The organism is Mycobacterium venezuelense (assembly GCF_054919535.1).
In genome coordinates this window covers 1-22800 of the sequence record NZ_JBONDW010000015.1, presented here as the reverse complement: position 1 = coordinate 22800, position 22800 = coordinate 1, and the positions used below count along the sequence as shown (strand labels likewise).

Annotated in this window: 11 protein-coding genes; 5 read left to right on the top strand and 6 right to left on the bottom strand. The window is 65.6% G+C overall.

The window, feature by feature from the left end:
- On the top strand, positions 1-750 hold the full coding sequence (locus tag ACRCUN_RS22895; RefSeq protein ID WP_462143916.1) for a succinate dehydrogenase/fumarate reductase iron-sulfur subunit: 750 nt from the start codon (positions 1-3) through the stop codon (positions 748-750).
- Positions 751-1008: 258 nt separating this feature from the next.
- Entirely contained in the window at positions 1009-1170 is a 162-nt protein-coding gene (locus tag ACRCUN_RS22890) for a hypothetical protein (protein ID WP_110775225.1), read from the top strand.
- 12 nt (positions 1171-1182) lie between these two features.
- Here ACRCUN_RS22890 and ACRCUN_RS22885 read toward each other — a convergent pair whose 3' ends face one another.
- The gene (locus ACRCUN_RS22885; RefSeq protein WP_409506392.1) at positions 1183-1668 is read right to left on the bottom strand and encodes a flavin reductase family protein; all 486 of its coding nucleotides are present in this window, start codon (positions 1666-1668) and stop codon (positions 1183-1185) included.
- A gap of 101 nt (positions 1669-1769) precedes the next feature.
- Here ACRCUN_RS22885 and ACRCUN_RS22880 point away from each other — a divergent pair, with 101 nt between their 5' ends.
- Entirely contained in the window at positions 1770-2423 is a 654-nt protein-coding gene (locus ACRCUN_RS22880; protein ID WP_462143915.1) for a GAP family protein, read from the top strand.
- A 6-nt stretch (positions 2424-2429) separates the two neighbouring features.
- Here the strand turns inward: ACRCUN_RS22880 and ACRCUN_RS22875 are convergent, their stop codons facing one another.
- The 4 genes from ACRCUN_RS22875 to ACRCUN_RS22860 all read right to left on the bottom strand — a co-directional run bounded on the left by ACRCUN_RS22875 (position 2430) and on the right by ACRCUN_RS22860 (position 9877).
- Positions 2430-4175 (bottom strand): AMP-binding protein, encoded by a 1746-nt coding sequence (locus ACRCUN_RS22875; RefSeq protein WP_462143914.1) that lies wholly within the window; start codon positions 4173-4175, stop codon positions 2430-2432.
- Complete coding sequence (pe, locus tag ACRCUN_RS22870) at positions 4175-5323, bottom strand: acyltransferase PE (protein ID WP_462143913.1); 1149 nt, start codon at positions 5321-5323, stop codon at positions 4175-4177. Before pe ends, ACRCUN_RS22875 begins: the two co-directional genes overlap by 1 nt.
- A gap of 57 nt (positions 5324-5380) precedes the next feature.
- A complete protein-coding gene (locus tag ACRCUN_RS22865) occupies positions 5381-8392 on the bottom strand; it encodes an MMPL/RND family transporter (protein ID WP_462143912.1) in 3012 nt (1003 codons plus the stop codon).
- A 63-nt stretch (positions 8393-8455) separates the two neighbouring features.
- Complete coding sequence (locus ACRCUN_RS22860) at positions 8456-9877, bottom strand: condensation domain-containing protein (RefSeq protein ID WP_462143911.1); 1422 nt, start codon at positions 9875-9877, stop codon at positions 8456-8458.
- A 241-nt stretch (positions 9878-10118) separates the two neighbouring features.
- Between ACRCUN_RS22860 and ACRCUN_RS22855 the strand changes: the two genes are divergently transcribed.
- Positions 10119-21116, top strand: a complete 10998-nt coding sequence (locus ACRCUN_RS22855; RefSeq protein ID WP_462143910.1) for an SDR family NAD(P)-dependent oxidoreductase — start codon at positions 10119-10121, stop codon at positions 21114-21116.
- Between the two features lie 82 nt (positions 21117-21198).
- Here the strand turns inward: ACRCUN_RS22855 and ACRCUN_RS22850 are convergent, their stop codons facing one another.
- Positions 21199-22278 (bottom strand): NAD(P)H-dependent amine dehydrogenase family protein, encoded by a 1080-nt coding sequence (locus ACRCUN_RS22850; RefSeq protein ID WP_462143909.1) that lies wholly within the window; start codon positions 22276-22278, stop codon positions 21199-21201.
- A 237-nt stretch (positions 22279-22515) separates the two neighbouring features.
- Between ACRCUN_RS22850 and ACRCUN_RS22845 the strand changes: the two genes are divergently transcribed.
- Positions 22516-22800 (top strand): acyl-CoA dehydrogenase N-terminal domain-containing protein (locus ACRCUN_RS22845; RefSeq protein WP_462143908.1); only part of this gene is annotated, 285 nt, incomplete at its 3' end.

Here is a 22800-nt window from a genome sequence, read left to right as displayed (position 1 = left end):
ATGGCTGCGTATGAAGCGAGTTTGCGAGTCTGGCGAGGTGACGACACCGGCGGCGGCCTGCAGGACTTCACCGTCGAGGTCAACGACGGCGAAGTGGTGCTCGACATCATTCACCGGCTCCAGGCCACCCAGGCTCCTGACCTGGCCGTGCGGTGGAACTGTAAGGCCGGCAAGTGCGGGTCCTGCTCGGCTGAGGTCAACGGCCGGCCCCGGCTGATGTGCATGACGCGGATGTCGACGTTCGACCCGGCCGAGACGGTCACGGTGACACCGCTGCGGGCATTCCCAGTCATGCGGGATCTGGTGACCGATGTGTCCTTCAACTACGAGAAGGCACGCGAGATCCCGTCGTTCGCCCCGCCGAAGGAACTGCAGCCCGGCGAGTACCGCATGCAGCAGGTGGACGTGGAGCGCTCGCAGGAGTTCCGCAAGTGCATCGAGTGCTACCTGTGCCAAAACACCTGCCACGTGGTGCGCGACCATGAGGAGAACAAGCAGGCGTTCGCCGGCCCGCGGTATCTGATGCGCGTCGCCGAATTGGACATGCATCCGCTGGACACGCTCGACCGCAAGGACATGGCTCAGGACGAGTTCGGGCTGGGCTTCTGCAACATCACGAAGTGCTGCACGGAGGTGTGCCCCGAGCACATCAAGATCACCGACAACGCGCTGATCCCGATGAAGGAGCGCGTGGTGGACCGCAAGTATGACCCGATTGTGTGGTTGGGCAACAAGCTGTTCCGGCGATGAGCGCTCGCGCGAAGAGTCTGTCGGTGGGTGGTGGGTCGATTGCTGTGACGAGCGTGCAACCTGTTGTGATGATCTCGGCTCGGGGGCGCAAAACCCTGCACGTTCGGCACAGTGCACAGACGACTATGCCGAACCCTGAGCCGCCCCCCGTATTCACAACGTCAGATAGGTATGTCCGGCCGTTTTCACATTCGCGGACTGGGGTATGAGACGCGCGTAGGCTCGACACAGCAGCCAATCACCGTCGAAAGGCAGCTCATGAGTATGGGACATACCCACAGCGTCAACGACATTCGCACTGCGATCCGGGAGTTGTCGACCCGGGCTCAGTTGGCCCGCAAGGAGGGCCGTACTGCTGACGCGAGCGAGATCGAAGAGCGCATCGCCCGATATCGCGAAGAGCTCGCGCAGCGTCCGTAACCGCCCGGAGCTCTAGCCGCCGAGTCGGCGGAACGTGCTGCGGTGGAACACGATTGGCGCGACGTCGTCGTGCACGGTGATATCGCTGACCCGCAGCACGACGATCGTGTGATCGCCGGCCGGCACCAGTTGTTCGATTGCGCTCTCCAGCCACACACTGGTGCCATGAATGAACACGGCGCCACTTTCGCGTGACTCGGTCTCCAGGCCGGCGAACCGGTCCCCGGTCTTGGCGGCCAGGGTCCGCGCGGCCGCGTCGTGGGACTCCCCGAGGACGCTGATGCCCAGTGACGGCAGATCCTTGAGCTTCGGCCACGTGGTCGAGGAGTTCTGTACGCAGAACGACACAAGCGGCGGATCGAGGGACACCGGCACGAACGTGCTGGCGGCAAGGCCCACCAGGGTGCCGTCCACCTCCGCCGCAATCGCGATGACACCGGTCGGGAAGTGGCCGAACGCTTCACGCAGCGACGTCGGGCTCAGATCTGTTGCGCTCATAGCACCTCCATCTTCACACGTACGGGTGTGCGCCTGCCAGGTTCGGAATCGTTGTGAACGCAACTGCGTAGGACAGGCACGCCGGTAACCTGACCCGCATCATGTGGATTCCGCTGCTCGCGATGGCCGTTGCGGTCAGCCTGGAACCGTTCCGGATCGGGATGACCGTCGTGATGCTCAACCGGCCCAAGCCACTGCTGCAACTACTCACCTTCTTGGCCGGCGGGTTCGCGATGGGCACCGCGGTGGGCGTCATCGTGCTGTTCCTGCTGCGGCCCGCGTTGGGTTCGGCACATTTCACCCTGCCCAGGGTGCAGATCCTGGTCGGCGTCGTGGTGCTGGTGACCGCTGCGGTGGTCGCTGCGGGTGTGTTGGAGCCCAAACCCGGGCCCCGAGAACCGGGGCTGCTCGCGACGCGCGCCCGGCAACTACTCAACGGCCGTTCGCTGTGGACGGCGGGCGCCGCGGGCCTCGGCATCGCGCTGCCGTCGGTCGACTATCTCGCGGCCCTGGCGCTCATCGTCGCGTCCGGTGCCGCGGCCGCGACCCAGGTCGGCGCGTTGCTGCTGTTCAACGTGGTGGCGTTCGGACTCGTCGAGATCCCGCTGATCTCCTTCCTGATCGCGCCGGAGCGCACCCGCGCGACTCTGTCGGCACTGAACGACTGGCTGCAGGCGCGGCGCCGCCGCGGGGTGGCTGTCCTGCTGGCCGCGGTCGGCTTTGTACTGCTCGCCGTGGGGTTCGCCGGTCTCTGAACGCGCTCAGGCGTCCAAACGGGTGAATTCGTCCTGCCGGTACTGCTCGACGCAAGCGGCGCGCCGAACCTTGCCACTCGTGGTCGTCGGAATCGAGCCCGGAGACACAAGGACGAGATCCCCGAGATTCAACCCGTGCGCGTTGGAGATTGCGGACGTGACATTGGTCTTGATCTCCTTGAGCCAGTGCACCGCCTCGACGGTCGACTCTTCCCGCTTCTTCACCTCGGCCACGGTCACCAGCTTCTCGGTGCTGTTCACCGGCACCGAGATCGCCGCAACCCGGCCACCGGTGATCTGTTGGACCGTGGCCTCGATGTCCTCGGGGTAGTGATTCCGTCCGCGGATGATCAGTAGATCCTTGATGCGCCCGACGATGAACAGCGCACCATCCGAGATGAAGCCCAGGTCACCGGTTTTCAGCCAGGGTCCGTCAGGCGTGCCGGGCGTGGGGTCGACGAGTGTGGCGCCGAAGCACTGCTGTTCCTCCGGTGAGCGGCCCCAGTAGCCGGCCGCGACATTGTCGCCGTGGACCCAGATCTCGCCGACCAGGTCCTGCGCGCATTCCTGGTGCGACTCGACGTCGACGATGCGCACCACCGGTGACTGCGGAAGGTTGTATCTGACCAGCGCAGTGCCGGTTCCGGATTCACACCGCCGGACCCTGCCGGCAGAGAGTTCGTCGGCATCGAAGCTGTCGACGTCCGACGACTCGCTCCACGTACCGGTGGCCACGAATACCGTTGCCTCAGCCAATCCGTACGACGGACGCAGCATGTTGTCCCGAAAAGCGAAGTGGGCGAACCGATCTGCAAAACGCTCCAAGGTGGCCTGTTCGACCCGCTCGGCGCCGTTGATGATACCCACCACGCCGCCCAGGTTGAGCCCGGCCAGATCCGCGTCCTTAGTCTTGCGAGCCGCGAGGCCGAAGGCGAAATTGGGCGCTGCCGAGAACGAATGGGCGTTCTCGGCCAGCGCTCGTATCCACCTGGCCGGCTTCTCCAGGAACGCAACAGGACTCGTCAACACGGCGCGATAGCCGCTCAGGATCGGTGCGCAGACACCCAGCACGAGGCCCATGTCGTGATAGAACGGCAACCACGACACGATCGTCGCGTCCATTATCGCGTTGCGGTCTGCATCCGTGAAGAAGCAGCGCATCAACTGTTCGAAATTGGTCTGCAGGTTGCGATGCGAGATCATGACACCGGTCGGCAGCCGCGTGGAACCCGAGCTGTACTGCAGATACGCCGTCTCCGGGCACTCAACCGCGCCGAGACTCGCAGCGTCGTCGTCGGCATCGAAATCCAACGAGTCGATCTGAACGATCTTCGGCGCGGTGTCCAGGCGCGACCGGTCCACATAATCGCCGACATCCTGGGCAACCGAGGACGTCGTAAGAACAACCGACGGTGCGGTATCGGCGAACACCGCACTCACCCGGTCGTGGCTCGAGCCGCGATGAGGCAGTGGCAACGGAACCGCGATGAGTCCGGCCTGCATGGATCCCAGGAACGCCAGGATGTATTCGAGGCCCTGGGGCGCCAGGATCACCGCCCGGTCACCGGCTGAACCGTGCGCACTGATCTCGCGTGCGACATTCATCGTTCGCCGAGACAGCTGCGACCAGGTCAGGGTCTCGGAGACACCGTCCGGGTTGTCGGTGTAGTCGGTGAACGTGAAGGCTTCGCCGTCGGGGCGCAGGCTGGCACGTCCGTGCAGCATCGAGAGAATCGTTGACTGGGCGGACATCACGAGCCACCGCCTTGCGGGTTCAGCAGCGACAGGGCGGTGTTGACCAACTCCGACATCGGATCGGTGCCGCCGCCAAAGGTCGCCTCGTTGGCCGGTGCGGTCACCTCCGCCGGGTCGAAGCCGTTCACCGGGTCCACCGTGATCGGTGCGGTCGCCGGATCGTCGTTGCGTGAATAACCCGCGTCCACCATGGGCAGCAGCACCGCGTCCAGCTTGTTGAGCGTGTCCTGGTCGTAGCCGAGGTACTTGAATGGCAGCACCAGCGGCAGGTGCTCCTCGGGAACCAGGTACGTCGTCGTCGTTCCGCCCCTGGAGTTGACCGTGGTCCTGATGTTCTGCGGCGGAACATTGCTCGGATTGGTGAAGGCGATCGCTGTGTGACCGGTGGCCAACCCGGCGATCGAGTTGATCACGCTCATCCAGTGGTCCGGCCGGTCCGGCCAGTCGGCGATGCTGTCGTAGGCGGAGATGAACTGATCTGTGTGGTACTGGCTTTCCACGGGAGCCGGTATGCGGTAATCCATAGACGGTACGACGCTGCCGACGGGAAAGTTCTGGGTCAGGAAACTCTCGCCGAACGGGTGCTTGGCGATCGGATCACCGAACGTCGCAAAGCTGAGTTGATCCGGCGGCGGAGCGGTCGGATCGTTGGCCAGACGCGCTTTCACGGCGTTGACCACGAGCGCTCCCTCGGAAAGCCCCATCGCCGTTCCCTTGCCACCGCTGCGGATCGCCGCGTCGAGGTTTCCCTCCCCCTCGTCGACCGATTCACCGATGTCGGGCCCGTCGAGACCGATGCCGGGATAGATCTGCTCTCCGAGCGCACCGATACCGGGGAATATCCGTTCCAGGGTGTGCCCCTGAACTTGACCTGCCGGGTAGTCGACCTTCGTCCGCCTCATGCCGGGGAACCAGTGCTCGCCCGTCATACGGATGTACTCGTCGTACGGAATGCCGAGGACGTGAGCGCCGCCCAAGGCGTACGCGGTCCCTGGGTTCTCCGGCGTCCCGGCAGCCGGGCCGCCGGGAGGCGGCGGTGGCGGGGGCAGCAGGGTCTCATCGGCCGACGCAGTCCCAAGGACGCCGAACGCCCCGCTGACGCTGGTCGTCATCAACACGGCAAGTCCTGCAAGGAGTTTCTTCATGGCCACTCCTGATCGCCCGCTTCGCTTCGTAGTTTCACATACATGACGTGTGCCCGCTCACTCGGCAACTGCCGACGCGCTCGCGGCCGGCGGCCGTGCGCGGGGCTTCCGCGACTCCAACCTTGATGGCCACCAGTTCGCCTTACCGACGAGGGCCGCGATGGCGGGCACCGTGATGGTGCGCACCACGAACGTGTCCAGCAAAATCCCCACGCCGATCAGGAATCCTCCTTGGACCACCATGCCGATGCTGGAGAACAACAGACCACCCATCGACGCGGCGAAGATCAACCCCGCCGCGGTGATCACACCGCCCGTCGAACCGAGCGTGCGAATTATGCCGTAACGCATGCTGTTCGGAGACTCGTCGCGCATTCGCGACACCAGCAGCATGTTGTAGTCGGCGCCCACCGCGACCAAGACCACGAAGGCCAGCGGAGGCACGCTCCAATGCAGCTGCTGTCCGAGGAAGACTTGGAACACCAGGACCCCGATACCGATCGCCGCGAAGTACGAGACCACCACGGACCCGACGAGATAGAGCGGCGCGATGATCGCCCGCAACAGCAACATCATTGTCAGCAGGACGACGATGAGCGTCGCGGCGATGATGAACCGGATGTCCTGCTGGTAGTAGTCGCGGGTGTCACGCAGTGCCGCAGGGAACCCGCCCATCGAAATCGTGGCGTCGGCCAGCGTGGTATTCGGCTGGGCCCCGCGGGCGATGTCCTGGATCTGATTGACCTGGTCCATCGCGTCGGAGCTGAACGGGTTGAGTTTGGTTTGCACCAGATAGCGCACCGAGCGGCCGTCCGGCGACACGTAGGCCGAGGCAGCCTTCCGGAAGTCGGCCAGACCCAGCACTTCCGGCGGAATGTTGAACCCGGCCTGCGACGGATCCGCGGCGTCGTGCCTCATGGTCAACAGGAACGCCGATGCCTCATTCAGCCCGGCCGCGATCACCTTGACCTGCTTGACCAGTTCGTCGACGCCGCCTGCCACTTCCCGGCTGCCGCCGGCCAGGCGGTTGGCGCCCTGCTGCAAGTCCTTCAAGCCCGCCTGCGGGCCGCCGGGTTTGTCCAGCCCCATGGCGTTGACGGCCTTGTTGACGCTGGCGAGAGCGGTGTTCAGGCTTTTCACCGTCGAGTTGAGTGACTGCGCGTCATCAACGCCCTGGAGTTCTTGCGCGAGCTGGTTGATCTGGTCGAGACTGCCGTCGTTGTTCGCGTCGACCAGCCGCTGGAACTGCATGCGGGTGTCGCGGCAGGAGGGATTGGCATCGCAGACCGCGTTGCCTTGCAGCGCGGTGAGGACCGGGCCGATCCAACCGAACATGTCCTTGACCGCGCGGAAGTTGACGCCCATCGAATTGGCGAGCGCATTGACGCTCTGCACGAGCTTGGCCGCGGTCTCGACGTCGCGCACCAGCTTGTCCCCGCCGTATTCGGTGCGAACCGAGGAGAACGCGTTCACCATGCTCGCGAGGCTCGGGGCGATCTGGTTGATCTGGGCGCGGACGTCGGCCAGGCTGTCGGCGAGCGTGTCGGCGCCAGCCGCCAACCTGTTGAGGTCGCTGGAGCGCTGGCCGATCTGGGCGGAGCCATCGGCCAACCGGTCACCGACGATGCCGGCCTGGAACGTCGCCCGGAACTCGGCAGGCACTTCCCCAAGGGGCCGGGTGATGCCGCTGACCAGACCGACGTCCGGCAGTTGCGCGACACGCGAGGCCAGTTGTTCCAGATCGGCGAGGGACCGGGGATTGAGCAGGCTGTGCGGCGACTGGATCAGGATGTATTCGGGGATGGACTGTGCGATGGGGAAATGGCGTTCTACGGCGGCGTATCCGATCGAGCTCGGCGCCGACGGCGACACCACCTTGCGGTCGTCGTAGTTGAACTCCGCAAAAATCGCGCAGCTGGCGAGCAGTGCCAGCACCAAAAGGCTGGCAGCAAGGTGCGGCACCGGGCGGCGAACGATCCGGATCCCGGACCGCCGCCAGAAGCCGGCGGTCAGCTCGCGCCGCGGCTTGACCCACCCGCGCGGGCCGGCCAGCGTCAGGATCGCGGGCAGCAATGTCACGCCGGCAAGGAACGCTATGCCGATACCGATCGCCGACGACACGCCCACCGTTCTGAACACACCCATCTTGGCGAAGCTCAGCAGGAGGAAGGTGATGCCCACCATGGCGGCGGATGCGGCGATCACCTTCCCGATCGACATCATCGCCTTCTTGACCGCCTGATCGGAGTCGGCGCCCATCCGCAGGTAGTCGTGATAGCGGCTGATGAGGAAGACCGCGTAATCCGTGCCGGCACCGGCCATGATCGCGCTCAAGAACACAATGGACTGGTTCGAGACACCTGCACCTGTCAACTGGGAAAAGCCCGACACCAGTGCCTGCGCGATCACCAGAGATGACCCGATCGTGACCAATGGGAGCATCATCGTCACCGCACTGCGATAGACGAGCAGCAGCACGGCGAGGACCAGTACGGCGATCGCGATCTCGATCGGCAGCCGATCCTGCTCGCCCGCGACGGTGAGGTCGGCGACGGTCGCCGCGGGGCCGGTCAGATGCACGTCAAGGTGACTCCCCGCGACATTGGTCCTGACGACCTCGGCAACCCGGTTGAACGAGTCGAACGCGCGCGGAGTCCCCAACTCCCCCGCGAGCCCCACCGGCAACACCCACGTGGTCTTGTCCTCGCTCGTCAGGAACTGCCGCAGTTGCGGGGTGTTGAGGAAGTCCTGCACCGACACGACGTCCATCTGGTCGTCGTGCAGAGCGTCAACGAGTTTGCGGTAGGCCGCCTCGTCAGCGGGTTCCAGGCCGTTCTCGTTGATCAACGCCACGAGAAGCAGGTTGTCGTTGCCGGGTTCCTGGAAGGCTTCGGTCATCTTCTGCGCCGTGATGCTCGACGGCGCATCGCTCGGAAGAATGGCGAGCGGATGTTTCTGGGCCATCTCGCCGAGGGACGGGAATGACAGCGGCAGGGCGATCGCGAGCGCGACCCACACCCCGATTACCGCCCATGGCCATCGCACCACCAGATCAGCTAGCCGTCGCATATCGTCCTCACCCTCGCGCCGGAGTGCATCGTGGAGAATCCATGGCCATCGTTTTGCTCACCGCTAGGCGACGCGTCCCCAGTGCCCGATGTCAGCAACCCGGGTGGACACCGACTTCATCGCCGCCAGGTACCGGGTGACGGATTTCCTCGCAACGGGGTTGTCGGGATGCATGATCGCCATGGACGTGCCTTCCCCGTAGCGGAAGATATAGATAGTCAATTGATAGGAGAACCGCCCGTCGGGGTAGATGCCGATATTGTTCGCAAGGCCCATGTCGGCCGCGGCGAGGATGGCGTTGAGCGGCGCGGCACCACCGTGCAAGAAGTTCGACACCGGGAAGTTCGGCCGTGGCCAGTTCAACCACGGCGCCAACTCCAGTACGCGGTAATACGGAACTCTCGCCATGTCGAGGCTCGAATCGAAACAAGCCTGCGCAGCCCAGGCAGCCTCGCCGAAAGAGGTTGCCGCGACAGGAACGGTTATGGGAATCAGGCCGGTGAACCAACCTTGCGTCATGAAATTGTCGCCGGCTGTACGGGAATCCCTCGGAGTGAGTCCGTAATACGTGAGCGCACCGGTGAACTCGTGCTCCACCAAGCCCAGGCAGGCAAACAATCCGCCGACGAAGCGCGCACCCGCCGCGGTGCAGGCCGATTCGAACCGTTCCGTCTGAGCCGCGTCCATCAGAAGTTCGGACGTCATGTCACTTCGCGTCGAATCATGTGGATTGCCCAGTGGCAGCGGGAATTCCGGAAAGCCGTCGCTGTTGTTCTCGGCGAAGTCGAGCCAGGCCCGCACTCCGGGCGAATCCAGGGTCAACGCCGACGCGTACTCGCGCTCGCGAACACAGAAGTCGTCGAAGCTACCGGCATCAGGCAGCGCAAGGGCCTGGCCGTCGCCCGTCATCGCCGAATACATGCCGTTGGCTTCCATCATTGTCGTGCCGATCAACGTGGCATCCCCGTGCACGTGATCCATGGCGGCGAAGAATGTGAAAAAATTGTCGTTCTGGATAATTCCGAAGGTGAAGCAGCCCCATTCCAGCGGATTCGGGATCGCCACGACGTGTGCGCGTATTTCGTCGACGGTCATGTGACCGTGATCGACGGCCGCGAATTCAATATCAATGGGGTCTTCGATGCTACGCCGGACGAATTTGCCAGAATCAGCCTCTTCGAACCAGCTGCGGAATGTGTCGTGCCGACGTAGGTATGCATTGACGGCGTGGTCCATGGCCGCGATGTCACATTGGCCGGCCACCTCGCAGCTCGCGATGATCTGCCGGGAGAAGTTCAGACCCGCGGCGCTCCTCTCGCAGTAATTACGCAGATGTTGGCTCTGCATGTAGCTAACCGGCACCGAGCTGACCGGCGCTCGGCTCGCACTTTCCTGAGCCGCTGCCGTCGGATGCCACGACGTAACCGCGCCCGGGCTCAACGACCATTCATCAAGTGCGCCAACAGTTATCTTCCCGATGCGCAAAACCTGCCCCTCCCACGTACGCCCCGATCAGCCGTCGCCGATTCCGGCAGTTCCCCTCGCGGCATCAACGTACCCTCGGTCGTCCGACAGCGGTACTGCAAAGCCTCACGCGGAAAGCGAACCGCACACGCGACGGGTCCGCGTGCAATAGTGTCGTCGAGTCGATCTTCACGCGCTTCGGGGGACGCGCGGGGTCATCGCGGAGTCAGTTCGATGCCGCCGATGCAAGGAGGACAACGGCATGGGTTCCACCGCACACCCGAACACGCAGGCGCCAAAGTTTGCCATCGTCGGCTATGCGGCGCGTTTTCCGGGCGCTCCAGACGCCGATGGGTTCTGGGAAGTGTTGCGCGAAGGCCGCGACGCGGTGTCGGAGATCCCCGAGGACCGCTGGGACGCCGACGAGTTCTTCGACCCGGAGCCGGGCGCGCCCGGCAAGGTCGTAACCCGTCGTGCGGGTTTCGTCGATGACGTGACCGGATTCGACGCGCCATTCTTCGGCATGTCGACGCGTGAGGTCAGACTCATGGATCCGCAACATCGCATTCTGCTGGAAACAGCATGGCGCGCAGTGGAACATTCGGGTACCGCGCCCACCGCTCTGGCCGACACCAACACGGGCGTGTTCGTCGGTCTGGCGACCCACGACTACCTGGGCATGGCATCTGACGAGCTGACCTATCCCGAGATCGAGGCTTACATGGCCATCGGGACGTCGAATGCCGCGGCAGCAGGCCGGATCAGCTATCGGCTCGGCCTGCAGGGTCCTGCGGTCGCCGTCGACACGGCGTGCAGTTCGTCGCTGGTCGCGATACATCAAGCCTGTCAGGCACTGCAATTGGGCGAGTGTGACCTCGCGCTGGCCGGTGGTGCGAATGTCCTGCTCACCCCGGCCACCATGATCACGTTCTCCAGTGCCCACATGCTCGCGCCCGACGGACGGTGCAAGACGTTCGACGCGGCCGCGGACGGGTATGTGCGCGGCGAGGGTTGCGGTGTCATCGTCGTCAAGCGCCTCGAAGACGCGGTCCGCGACGGTGACCGCATCCGGGCCGTCATCCGCGGCAGCGCGATCAACCAGGACGGCGCATCGGGTGGGTTGACCGTGCCGAATGGTGTTGCGCAGCAACGGGTTATCGCCGATGCATTGAAACGGGCCGACCTGCAACCCAGCGATGTCGGCTACCTGGAGGCACACGGTACCGGGACATCGCTGGGCGATCCGATCGAGGCGCAGGCCGCAGGTGCGGTGCTCGGCGTTGGTCGCGATCCCGGCCAACCGCTGCTGATCGGTTCGGCGAAGACGAACATCGGACACCTCGAAGCTGCCGCGGGCATCGCGGGCGTCATCAAGGTCATCCTGTCGCTCGAGAACGAGACTTTGCCGAAGCATCTCCATTTCGCGAACCCCTCTCCGCACATCCCGTGGGACCGACTGCCGGTTGAGGTGGTGAAGGAGACCATTCCCTGGGCGCGCAACGGCAGGCCGCGGATCGCGGGTGTGAGCTCATTCGGGTTCGCTGGGACGAACGCGCACGTCATCATCGAAGAAGCTCCCGAACTACCCGCTGCGCGACCGAATCCGGTCGCGCAGCCCGAACCGGATGTCGCCGCCGAAGCTCCTGAGCGGTTCAGCATCCTGCCGCTCTCCGCACGTACGCCCGCCGCGTTGACACAGCTCGCCGCGCAGTACCGCGACTGGATGCGCGCGCATCCGCAATCCAGCTTGGCCGACGTGTGCTTCACCGCCGGAGCCGGTCGAGCCCACCTGGAACACCGCGCCGCGCTCGTCGCGAATTCCAGAGAGTCGGCGATCGAACTGCTCGCCGCGCTGGCCGACGACCGCCCTGCGCCGGGTCTGGTCCGCGGGGAAACCCACGACACCCCGAAGACGGCGTGGCTGTTCACCGGTCAGGGCAGCCAGTACCCCGGCATGGCACGGGAACTGTTCGACGCCGAACCGGTGTTCGCCGAGACGTTGAACCGCTGCGCGGCCGTGGTCGCCGATGTTCTCGAAAAGCCGTTGCTGGACGTGATTTTCGATCTGGACGATGCGGATGCCGAGGAGACGCTGCGGCAAACCTCCTACGCGCAGCCCGCGTTGTTTGCGGTGGAGATGGGCTTGGCCCGCCTCTGGCAGTCGTGGGGCTTCGATCCGGACGTGGTGCTCGGCCACAGCGTCGGACAGTATTCGGCTGCCTGCGTGGCGGGCGTTTTCAGCCTCGAGGACGGCGCGCGGCTGATGGCCGAACGCGGCCGCCTCTTCGGCAGCCTGCCCGCCGGTGGCCGGATGGTCGCGGTGTTCTCGGCAGCCGAACGGGTCGAACGTCTCACCGACGAGTCCCCCGCGCTTTCGGTCGCCGCATACAACGGGGCCAACACCGTGCTGTCGGGCCCCGCGCCAGACCTGGAGAAGGCTGTCGCCAGACTCGTGGCCGACGGCGTCCGGTGCGACTGGCTGGACACCAGCCACGCGTTCCACTCGGCGCTGCTGGAGCCGATCCTCGACGAATTCGAGAAGTATGCCGAGCAGTTCACGTTCAACACGCCACAACGGATCCTCATCGACAACCGCACCGGTGTTGCACTCGGCAGGAGTGTGAAGCTCGATGGCGCCTACTGGCGCCGTCATGCCCGCCAACCGGTCGAGTTCGCGAAGAGCGTGCGCACCCTTTCCGATCTGAACTGCAAGGTGCTGATCGAAATCGGCCCACACCCGGTGCTCACCGCGGCCGCGTTGAGTGCATGGCCGGACCCGGGCACCACCCCGCGCGCGATCACCTCCATGCGCCGGAACACCGCCGATCACCGGCAGATCATCGAAGCCGTTGCCGACGCGTACGTCTCGGGTCACCTGCCCGAATTCGCCGCCTTCCGAGGACCGCACACGCGAAAGCTCGACCTGCCCACCTATCCGTTCGAGCGCCGCCAGTACTGGTTTTCCGACAACCGCCGTGACGATCGGGAGAGCGGCGGCGAGCGGCCGCCTGGGGCTGCACGCACCCACGCCGTCGGGCTGCTGGAGGACGGCCGCATCGAGGAGCTTGCGGCGCTCCTCGACGGCGGCGGCGATCAACAAACTCTGTCCGTACTGAGAAGACTTGCGGCGCAGCACAATCAGCAGCGCATGACCCAGTCCATCGCTGACCACCGCTATGAGTTTCGCTGGGAGAAGACCGCTGACGCACTCACCGGAGCGGATAGCGGCGGGGGCTCCGCGTGGATCGTCATCGGCGATGAGTCACCATCCCTGCAGCCGCTGGTCGAGGCGCTCATCGCGCGCGGTGAGCAGTATCGCTTCATCGGGTTGCCGACATCAGACGCCGACGAGGAACGACTCGCAAGCGCGCTGCGCACCGCGGCGGCGGACGGCGCGAGCCCGCGCATCGTGCACGTCGCGGCTGTCGACGTGGACCAGGACACCAAGACCGCACCCTCGATGCGGACGCTGCTCCGGATGCAGCACCGAATCCTCGGCGGGACGAGGCGACTCTTCCGCGCCGCCGGCGCCGCAGAGCTGAGCGTTCCCATCTGGGCGATCACCCGTCGGGCACAGCGAGTCACCGACACCGACACCGTATTGCCCGATCAGAGTTGCTTGTGGGGCTTCGGCCGCGCGGCGGCGCTCGAGCTTCCCCAGCTGTGGGGCGGTCTGGCCGACCTGTCCGCCGGTACGGCCGGCGAATGGTCCCGGCTCTTCCATGCGATTGCGGCACCGCGCGCCACGGCCATCAGGGAAGACCAGATCGCACTGCGCGACGGCGCGGTCTACGTTCCCCGACTGGTTCGTCGAGCCGACCAACCGACCGGCGCGCAGCTCGTACTGCGAGACGACGCAACGTATCTGGTGAGCGGCGGCCTTGGTTCCATCGGGCTGGAGGTCGCCGGATACCTGGCCGCGCACGGAGCCAAACACGTGGTGCTCACCAGCCGGCGCGCGCCAGACGACGCCGTACAGCAGCGCATCGACGCATTGAGCGCACAATACGACTGCGAACTCCGGGTTGTCGCCGCCGATGTCGCCGACGCGCACGACGTCGCACGCCTGCTGACCACGGTCCAGGCCGAACTGCCGCCACTTGCCGGCATCGTCCACGCGGCCGGTGAGGTCGGGACGACGCCGCTCAGCGATCTCGACGCCGAATCCCATCAAGCCGAAGTGGATCGCGTCTTCGCCGGAAAAGTCTGGGGCGCCTGGCATCTGAGCGAGGCAGCGGCCGACCTCAAGCTCGACTTCTTCATCAGCACCTCATCGATCGCCTCGGTCTGGGGTGGGTTCGGCCAGACCGCCTACAGTGCGGCGAACGCCTTCCTCGACGGGTTGGCCTGGCGGCTGCGCCAGCAGGGCATCCATGGGGTCAGTGTCAACTTCGGCCCCTGGTCGGCCGGTATGGCAGACGAGCAGGCCCGTACCCGCCTGGAGCAACGCGGAATTCGGACATTGGCGCCGGCCGATGCACTGGTGGGGCTGGCAGACGCCGTATCGGCCGCTGATGCTCCCGGCCCCGCCCAAGGAGTAGTGGCCCGCGTCGACTGGACGCGCTTCCTTCCGCTCTATCAGCAGGCGGGTCGACGCGCGTTCCTGTCAGAGCTGGAGCGCGAGTTGCCGGCCCCGCTGATGCAAACGTCGTCGACTGTGACGCCGGCTGGGAAGACCGAGCTGGTCGAGCGGCTCACCAATGCCCCGGTGCAGCAACGCAAGAGACTTCTCACCGACTACCTTCGCGCCGCGGTGGCCGAGGTGACGCGGGTCGATGACACGGATGTCCGCGAGGACGCCGGGTTCTTCGATCTCGGCATGGATTCGCTGATGGCCGTCGAATTGCGACGCCGCATCGAACAAGGAGTGGGCCGCGAGATTCCCATCACGCTGGTCATGGATCACCCCCGTATCTCCGACGTGGCCGACTACCTGCTCGGCGACGTGCTCGGGCTCAAGGAACAAACATCCGCCAAACGGCCGGCGTCGGCGGCCGCGACGCGCACCGACGAACCGATCGCCATCGTCGCGGTGTCGTGCCGTTTCCCCGGCGCGCCCAACCCGGAAGCCTTCTGGGAGGTGCTGTCGGGCGGTATCGATGCGATTCGGGAGGTTCCGGAAGATCGCTTCGACATCGATGAGTTCTACGATCCGGATCCCGAAACCGCAGGCAAGACGTACACCCGCTTCGGTGGATTCCTCGACGACATAGACGGATTCGACCCCGAGTTCTTCGGTATCTCACCACGCGAAGCCGTCTGGATCGAACCTCAGCAGCGGCTGATGCTCGAAACGGTCTGGGAGGGTCTGGAGCGTGCGGGGTATTCACCGGCGTCTTTGCGCGGCAGCCGAACCGGCATCTTCGCCGGGGTGGCCGCCAACGAGTACGCGCACCTGCTGTCGTCGGAGTCGATCGACAAGATCGAGCCGTACTTCATCACCGGCAATGCCCTCAATGCCATCTCCGGTCGGGTCGCGTTCGCGCTGGGATTCGAAGGGCCGGCGATGGCGGTCGACACCGCATGCAGCTCGGCCTTGGTGGCGGTCCACCAGGCCTGCCAGGCATTGCACTCCGGTGATTGCGACCTGGCTTTGGCAGGCGGCGTGAATGTCCTGTTGAGCCCGGTCACTGTCGTCGCGGCATCGCGCGCGCGGATGCTCTCCCCCGTCGGGCGATGCAAGACGTTCGACGCCTCGGCGGACGGCTATGTGCGCAGTGAGGGTTGCGGGATTCTCGTACTCAAGCGGCTCAGCGACGCGCAGCGCGACGGCGACCGTATCTGCGCGGTCATTCCCGGGAGCGCGGTCAACCAAGATGGCGCGTCCAGCGGTTTGACGGTCCCCAACGGTGGTGCACAGCAACGGCTTATCGGCGCGACGCTGGCTCGTGCCGGCTGGGCGGGCGGGGATGTCGACTACCTCGAAGCACACGGGACTGGCACCCCGCTGGGGGACCCGATCGAGGTTCAGGCGGCCGCGGCCGCCTACGGCGACGCACGTGACGCGGACCGGCCGCTGTTGATGGGATCGGTGAAGACCAACATCGGCCACACCGAATCCGCTTCTGGCGCAGCGGGCCTGATCAAGGTCGTGCTCTCGCTGCAGCATGAGGTGTTGCCACAGAGCCTGCACTTCGAGAACCCGTCCCCGCACATTCCGTGGGACTCCCTTCCGGTGCGGGTGCTGGACAAGGCGGTTCCGTGGCAACCCAACGGCAGGCCGCGCCGCGCAGGCGTGAGCTCGTTCGGATTCACCGGCACGAATGCCCACGTGCTGATCGAAGAGGCGCCGACCACGGCACGTCCGGACAACGAAGCGACTCCAGAGCCTGTAGAGCCCGACACCCACGTCCCTGTCGATGTACTCCCGCTGTCTGCGCGGTCGCCGGAAGCGCTCGTGGAGCTGGCCCGACGGTATGGCGCCTGGTTGGGGACCCACCCGGACGTCGACCTCGCCGCGGTGTGCCGAACCGCCGGCACGGGCCGTTCACACTTCGAGCACCGCGCTGCGCTAGTCGTGGATTCGATCGAGAGTGCGCGTCAAGGGCTTGCCGACCTGGCCGAAAACCGCACACGCCCCGGCGTCGTGCGGGGCGAGCACACACAACACCCGACAACTGCGTGGCTGTTCACCGGACAGGGCAGCCAGTATCCGGGGATGGCACGTGAGTTGTTCGATGCCGAGCCGGTTTTCGCCGAAACTGTGAAACGCTGCGCCGACGCGGTCGACGACATCTTGCCGCGCCCGCTGCTCGACGTGATGTTCGCGACCGATCGCGAGGTCGGAGAACGCCTGCGGCACACCTCGTTCGCGCAGCCGGCGCTGTTCGCCGTCGAGATGGGCCTGGCCCGGCTGTGGCAGTCGTGGGGCATCGAGCCAGACGTGGTGCTGGGACACAGCGTTGGCCAGTACGCAGCGGCGTGTGTGGCCGGTGTGTTCAGCCTCGAAGACGGCGCTCGCCTCATCGCCGAGCGCGGTCGGTTGTTCGGCAGCCTTCCCGACGGCGGGCGCATGGTCGCGGTCTTCAGCGACCCCAAGCATGTCGAGGCGATCGCGGGCGAGTTCCCACGCGTGTCGGTCGGCGCCTACAACGGGCCGAACACCGTGCTCTCGGGCCCAGGCGACGATGTGGAGCGAGCAGTCGCCAAGTTCGAGGACGAGGGAATCCGCTGCACGTGGCTGCAAACCAGCCATGCCTTCCACTCGGAATTGCTGGACCCCGTGCTCGACGAATTCGAGTCGTTCGCAGCGCAGGTTCAGTTCACTGCCCCGACGTTGCCGCTCGTCTGCAACCGCACCGGAGCGGTACTCACGGCCCAGAACCCGATCGACGCTCAGTACTGGCGGCGCCATTCCCGGCAGCCGGTGCAGTTCGCCGAGAGTGTGCGCACTGTGGCGGCACTCGGCTGTTCGGTGTTGATGGAGATCGGACCGCAACCAGTGCTGACCGGGGCAGCCGTTCAGGTCTGGCCCGAGCACTTGCCCGCGCCGCGCGCGATCGTCTCGTTGCGCAAGGGCATCGACGACCGGCGCCAGATCGTCGAGGCACTGGCCGCGGCCTATGTCGGCGGACACCGACCGAATTTCGCGGCGCTGCATCGCCATCCCCGGCACCGGGTGGAGTTGCCCACCTATCCGTTCCAGCGCCGCCGCTTCTGGCCAAAGACGGCCGCCATCACGATCGACGGCCCCGCTGGATCGGGCATCCTCGGCAGCGGCAAGGATCTGGCATCCGGCGACTCGGTCTACACCAGCAGGCTGTCGGTCAAGTCTCAGCCGTGGCTGTCCGACCATGTCATCTACGGGACCGTCGTCGTACCCGGCGCAACATATGCGGCCATGGCGCTGGCCGCGGTCGGCACCCCGGCGCACGCAAAGGATGTGTTCTTCTACGAGCCGATCATCCTGCCCGAGAAAGCTTCTCGCGAAGTGCAACTGACACTGCATCCAGTGCAGGACGGTGAGTGGAAATTCCAGGTGCACAGCCGGGCGTACGGTGAACGCGGCGCTGATTGGTCGCTGAATGCCGAAGGCACGGTCGCGAGCGGCATCGCAGACGGCACCGACGAGGCGGCTGTCGAGGATGCGGAGCCCGTCGACGAAGCAACCGAGCGCATGAACCGCATGCGTCCACAGGAACTGTTCGAGACCTTCGCCGACTTGGAATTGTCTTGGGGCCCAACCTGGTCCGGTTCTCTGAAGTCACTGTGGCTCGGTGACGGCGAGGCGATCGGCGACATCCTCGTCGGTGAAGAACTGGCCGAGCAACTGGGATCTGAACCGATGCACCCGGTGCTGATGGACCTGTGCACCGGAGTCGCCTTTCCCGCATTCCCGGCGCTTCTCGCGGCCGAACAGGGCGTCAACGACCTGTTCCTGCCCCTGCGGTATGGGCAGGTGACGTTGAAGGAGAAGATGCCTCGGCGGTTCTACTGCCGTGCGAGATGGCACCAGAGCGCCCTCGACAGCGAAACGCAGGTCTTCGATCTCGACTACCTCGATCGGGACGGTCGTCGCCTGGGCGGCGTTCGCGAGTTCACGGTCAAGCGCGCACCGCGCGAGGCGCTGCTGCGCGGCCTCGGCGGCGATGCCACCCGCCTGCTCTACACCCTTGGCTGGCATGAGGTCCCGCCGCCGCCGACCGATGAGGCCGGTACGGCAAGCGGTACTTGGCTGATCGCCGGATTCGACGACCTTGCGGCGAAAGTGCCGGGTTGCATCCCGTTCGATCGGAACACCGGTCAGCAGTTGAGCGAGGTGCTGGCCGGGGCGCAGGAGCGCGGTCTGCCCTTCTCCGGTGTCGTCTGGCGCGCCGCCGCTCCTGGCGCAGGCGAGTCCACCGCTGACGCCGAAGCACGACTGGAGGCCGAGATCGCCAACCTTCTCGGCGCGGTGCACACCGTGCAAGGCGATTTGAGACTCCCCAACGGTCTGTGGATCGTCACCGAACGGGCTGTGGCCACCGAGTCCGGTGAGCCGGTCGACCCGGTGCAGGCGTCGCTGTGGGGATTCGGGCGCACCACGATCAACGAGGAACCGGCGCTGCGGACCAAGCTCGTCGATTGCGACGGGTCACCAGAGGCCGTGCAGGTGGTTGCCAATCTGCTGGCGACGCCGGTGGAGGAACCGGAAATCGCGGTGCGGCAGGGAAAGCTGTTGGCTTCCCGGTTGCTGCCGTGGGCACGCAGCGGCAACCTCACGGTGCCGCGCGGCAGCGACTACGTGCTGGCGCCCACCGAACGCGGCGCGATCGACAACCTCCGGATCACCGAGAAGGACGTGTCGCCGCCGGACGACGGCTATGTGCAGGTGCGAGTGGAAGCGGCCGGGCTGAACTTCCGCGACGTACTCAACGTCCTGGGTCTCTATCCGGGCGACCCGGGCCCGATCGGTGGCGACTTCGCCGGTGTCGTAACGCAATTGGGTGACGGCGTGAGCGGACTCGAGGTCGGGCAGCGTGTCTACGGCTCCATGCAAGGTGCGTTCGCCAGCCGGTTCAACGTGCCTGCCCAATTCGTGGCACCGATCCCGGATGGGGTCAGTGCAGTGGAAGCCGCGACGATTCCTGCCGCGGCGTTGACGGTCCGGCTCGCGTTCGACTGGGCGCGACTGAAGCCGGGCGACAAGGTGCTCATCCACGCTGCCAGCGGTGGTGTGGGTCTGGCAGCCATCCAGATGGCTCAGCAGTGCGGTGCGACGGTGTTCGCCACGGCCAGCACCTTCAAACGCCCTACCCTGCGCAAGCTGGGTGTGAAGCACGTCTACGACTCGCGGACAACGGACTTCGCGGACCAGATCTTGGCGGACACCGACGGCGCCGGCGTGGACGTGGTGCTCAACAGCCTGACGAGCGAGGGCTTCATCGAGGCGACCCTGCGGGCGACCGCTCAGAACGGCCGCTTCGCCGAGATCGCCAAACGCGACATCTGGTCGCCCGAACAGATGACCGAGGCGCGACCCGACATCGCCTACGAGATCGTCGCGTTGGACACGGTGATGTTCACCGAGCCAGACCGTATTCGCGACCTGCTCACCCAGGTGTCGCAGGGACTTGCCAGCAGCTACTGGAAGCCGCTGCCCGCCGAGATCTACCCGCTCGCCGAGGCGAGGACCGCGTTCCGCCGCATGCAGCAGGCGCGCCACATCGGGAAGATCGTGGTGCAGATCCCGAATCCACTGCAGCCCAGGCCCGATCGCAGTTATCTGATCACCGGCGGACTCGGTGCGATCGGTCTGCACACCGCGTCGTATCTGGCTCAACTCGGCGCCGGGGACATCGTGCTGACCAGCCGGCGCGCTCCGGACGCCGATGCTCATCAGGTGATCGAGGAGATCACCGACCGCTACAAGACTCGCATCCACGTCTTCACCGCCGATGTCGGCGAGGAATCCGCGGTTGTCGGGCTGTTGGAGCGGGTCCGCGCGGAGTTGCCGCCGCTCGCCGGCATCGTGCATCTGGCCGGTGTGCTCGACGATGCGCTGTTGGGCCAGCAGAACCTCGAGCGCTTCCGGAAGACGTTGGCGCCAAAGTCATTCGGAGCATTGCACCTCGACCGTTCGACGAAGGACGACGACCTGGACTTCTTCATCGTGTCCTCGTCGGTGTCGAGCCTGTTCGGTTCGCCCGGTCAGTCCAACTACGCGACGGCCAACGCACTGCTCGACGGCCTCATCGCGCAGCGAAGGGCGCAGGGTCTGCCCGCCACCGGAATCAACTTCGGTCCGTGGGCGCGGGGCGGCATGGCCTCGTCGGAGGCCGCGACCGCCAATATCAGTGCCCAAGGCCTGATTCCGTTGGAACCGTCGGCTGCGTTGAGTGCGCTCGCCGAGGTCATCGCAAACGGAACCGGCCAGGCCACGGTCATCAAGGCGAACTGGCAACGTGCCGCGAAGGTGCTGGGCAGTCAGCGTCCGCCGATCCTCGACCTGGTGTTGCCGAGCGCCGTCGGTGAGGTGGTGGGTGACAGCGAGGTTCTCAAGCAGCTGCTCGAGATCCCCGTACCGCAGCGTGCCGGGTTCGTGACCGAGTTCCTGCAGAAGGAGGTGCAGAACTTCCTGCGGCTCGCCTCACCGCCGGCCGCGACCAGCCGCTTCCTGGATCTCGGCACCGACTCGCTGATGGCGATCGAACTCCGCAACCGGCTGCACACTCAGTTCGGCGGCAAGTTCACGCTCAACGCGACGGCAGTGTTCGACTATCCGACGATCGGCGGGCTCGCCGAGTATCTCGTGAGTCAGCTGCCCGATGCCGAGGACTAACCCGTCGAGTGGCCAGTTGTGACACGCCTTTTCGCGTTTCGCGTGTGATAACTGGCCACTCGGCATTTTTGGGCGAGCAATGTCAGGCCCAGCGCGTCGCTTCCACCTCGGCCGGCAGCGGCGGATGCAGCGGCACGTCGAGCCCGTCGTAGATGCCGGGCTTCTGGGTGGCGAGCCAGTCGATCGCGCCGAGCAACCGGTTGGCCGCGGTGGTGTTACCGCCGTCGGCCCGGGTGCCGCCCGGCACGTCGGCGCGCACCACGATGCTCAATTGCGGGTCGCCGTCGATGATCACCCGATGGTCGCCGACGCCCTGGTCGGGTTGCGGCCAGTCCGGTGCGCAGGCCGGGTCGATGCGGGTGATGTGGTCGACGACGACTCGTTCGATGCCCTGCGACCAGCCGATCACCTGCACGCGGAATGCGCCCTGCGTGCCCTTCTCGAAGGGGCCGAGCACGGTGTCGACGGCCTCGTCGAGCGGCAGCCGCTCGACCTTCTCGGTGATGTCGTCGATCTCCATACCCAGGCCGCGGCCGATCAGCCGCACATTGCCGCCCCACACCATGGTCGGGATCGACGGCAACAGCATCATCGGGACGTCGTCCATCGAACCGCCGAACCCGCACAGCACCCGGACGGCGTGCGGTTGGTTGTACGTCGAGTAGTCGAAGATCTCCTGGCACCGAATGGATCGGATGCGAGTGCACAAGCCGGCCGCCGTAACGGCCAGGGCGTCGTTGGCCCAGCCGGGGTCGACGCCGCTGACCAAGAGGGCGGCGTTGCCTGCCGCGGCGGCGTCGGTGAGCCGCTCGACCCACTCGGGCGGCGCGGACGCCGGGTCGTAGAGCGAGTACAGCGACGGCGTCACCACATGTTTGCCAGAACGTAGGCAACGCTCAATTTCCGCGATCGCCTCATCGGGCCGGATATCACCGGAGGACATGTAAGCCACCGCATCGCATTCGGCCAGCGCGGCGTCGATGTCATCGGTGGCCGTGACGCCGGTGTCTTGATCGAGCCTGGCAAACGTCGCTGCGTCGCGACCCACTTTGTCCTGCGACGAGGTGATGACGGCGGCCAGTTCAAGCCCGGGAAATGCGACCGTCGACCGGATCGCAGTTGCCCCCATGTTGCCTGTGCCCCACACCGCGATCCGACGCATCCGCTCACCCTAGCGGGCAGTTTCGTGACGATCCTCACAATCGCGCGAAACCGCAGTTCAGCGCGCTTTCGCGAGCCTGGTACGAACCTCGATCAACCACTGGGTTGGTTAGGTCCGGGAAATTGCTCGCGCCCGCTTTGCGTTGAAGTTACTGGACGGTATAGTTAGCCGCAGTTACTGGTGGGTAACTTATCCGGAGTACCCAACCTCAAGTGGCATTCTCACCGAGGAGGAATAGTGAGCCACTACAAGAGCAATGTCCGTGACCAGGCCTTTAACTTGTTCGACGTTTTCGGCGTGGACAAGGCCTTCGGTAGCGGCGATTACAGCGATCTGGACGCCGACACGGCCCGCGAGATGCTCAACGAGATGGCTCGCCTGGCCGAGGGTCCGATCGCCGATTCGTTCGCCGAGGGCGACCGCAATCCGCCGGTGTTCGATCCCGATGCCCACACCGTCACGCTGCCCGAGGCGTTCAAGAAGTCGGTGCGTGCGGTGCAGGAAGCCGGCTGGGACCGAGTG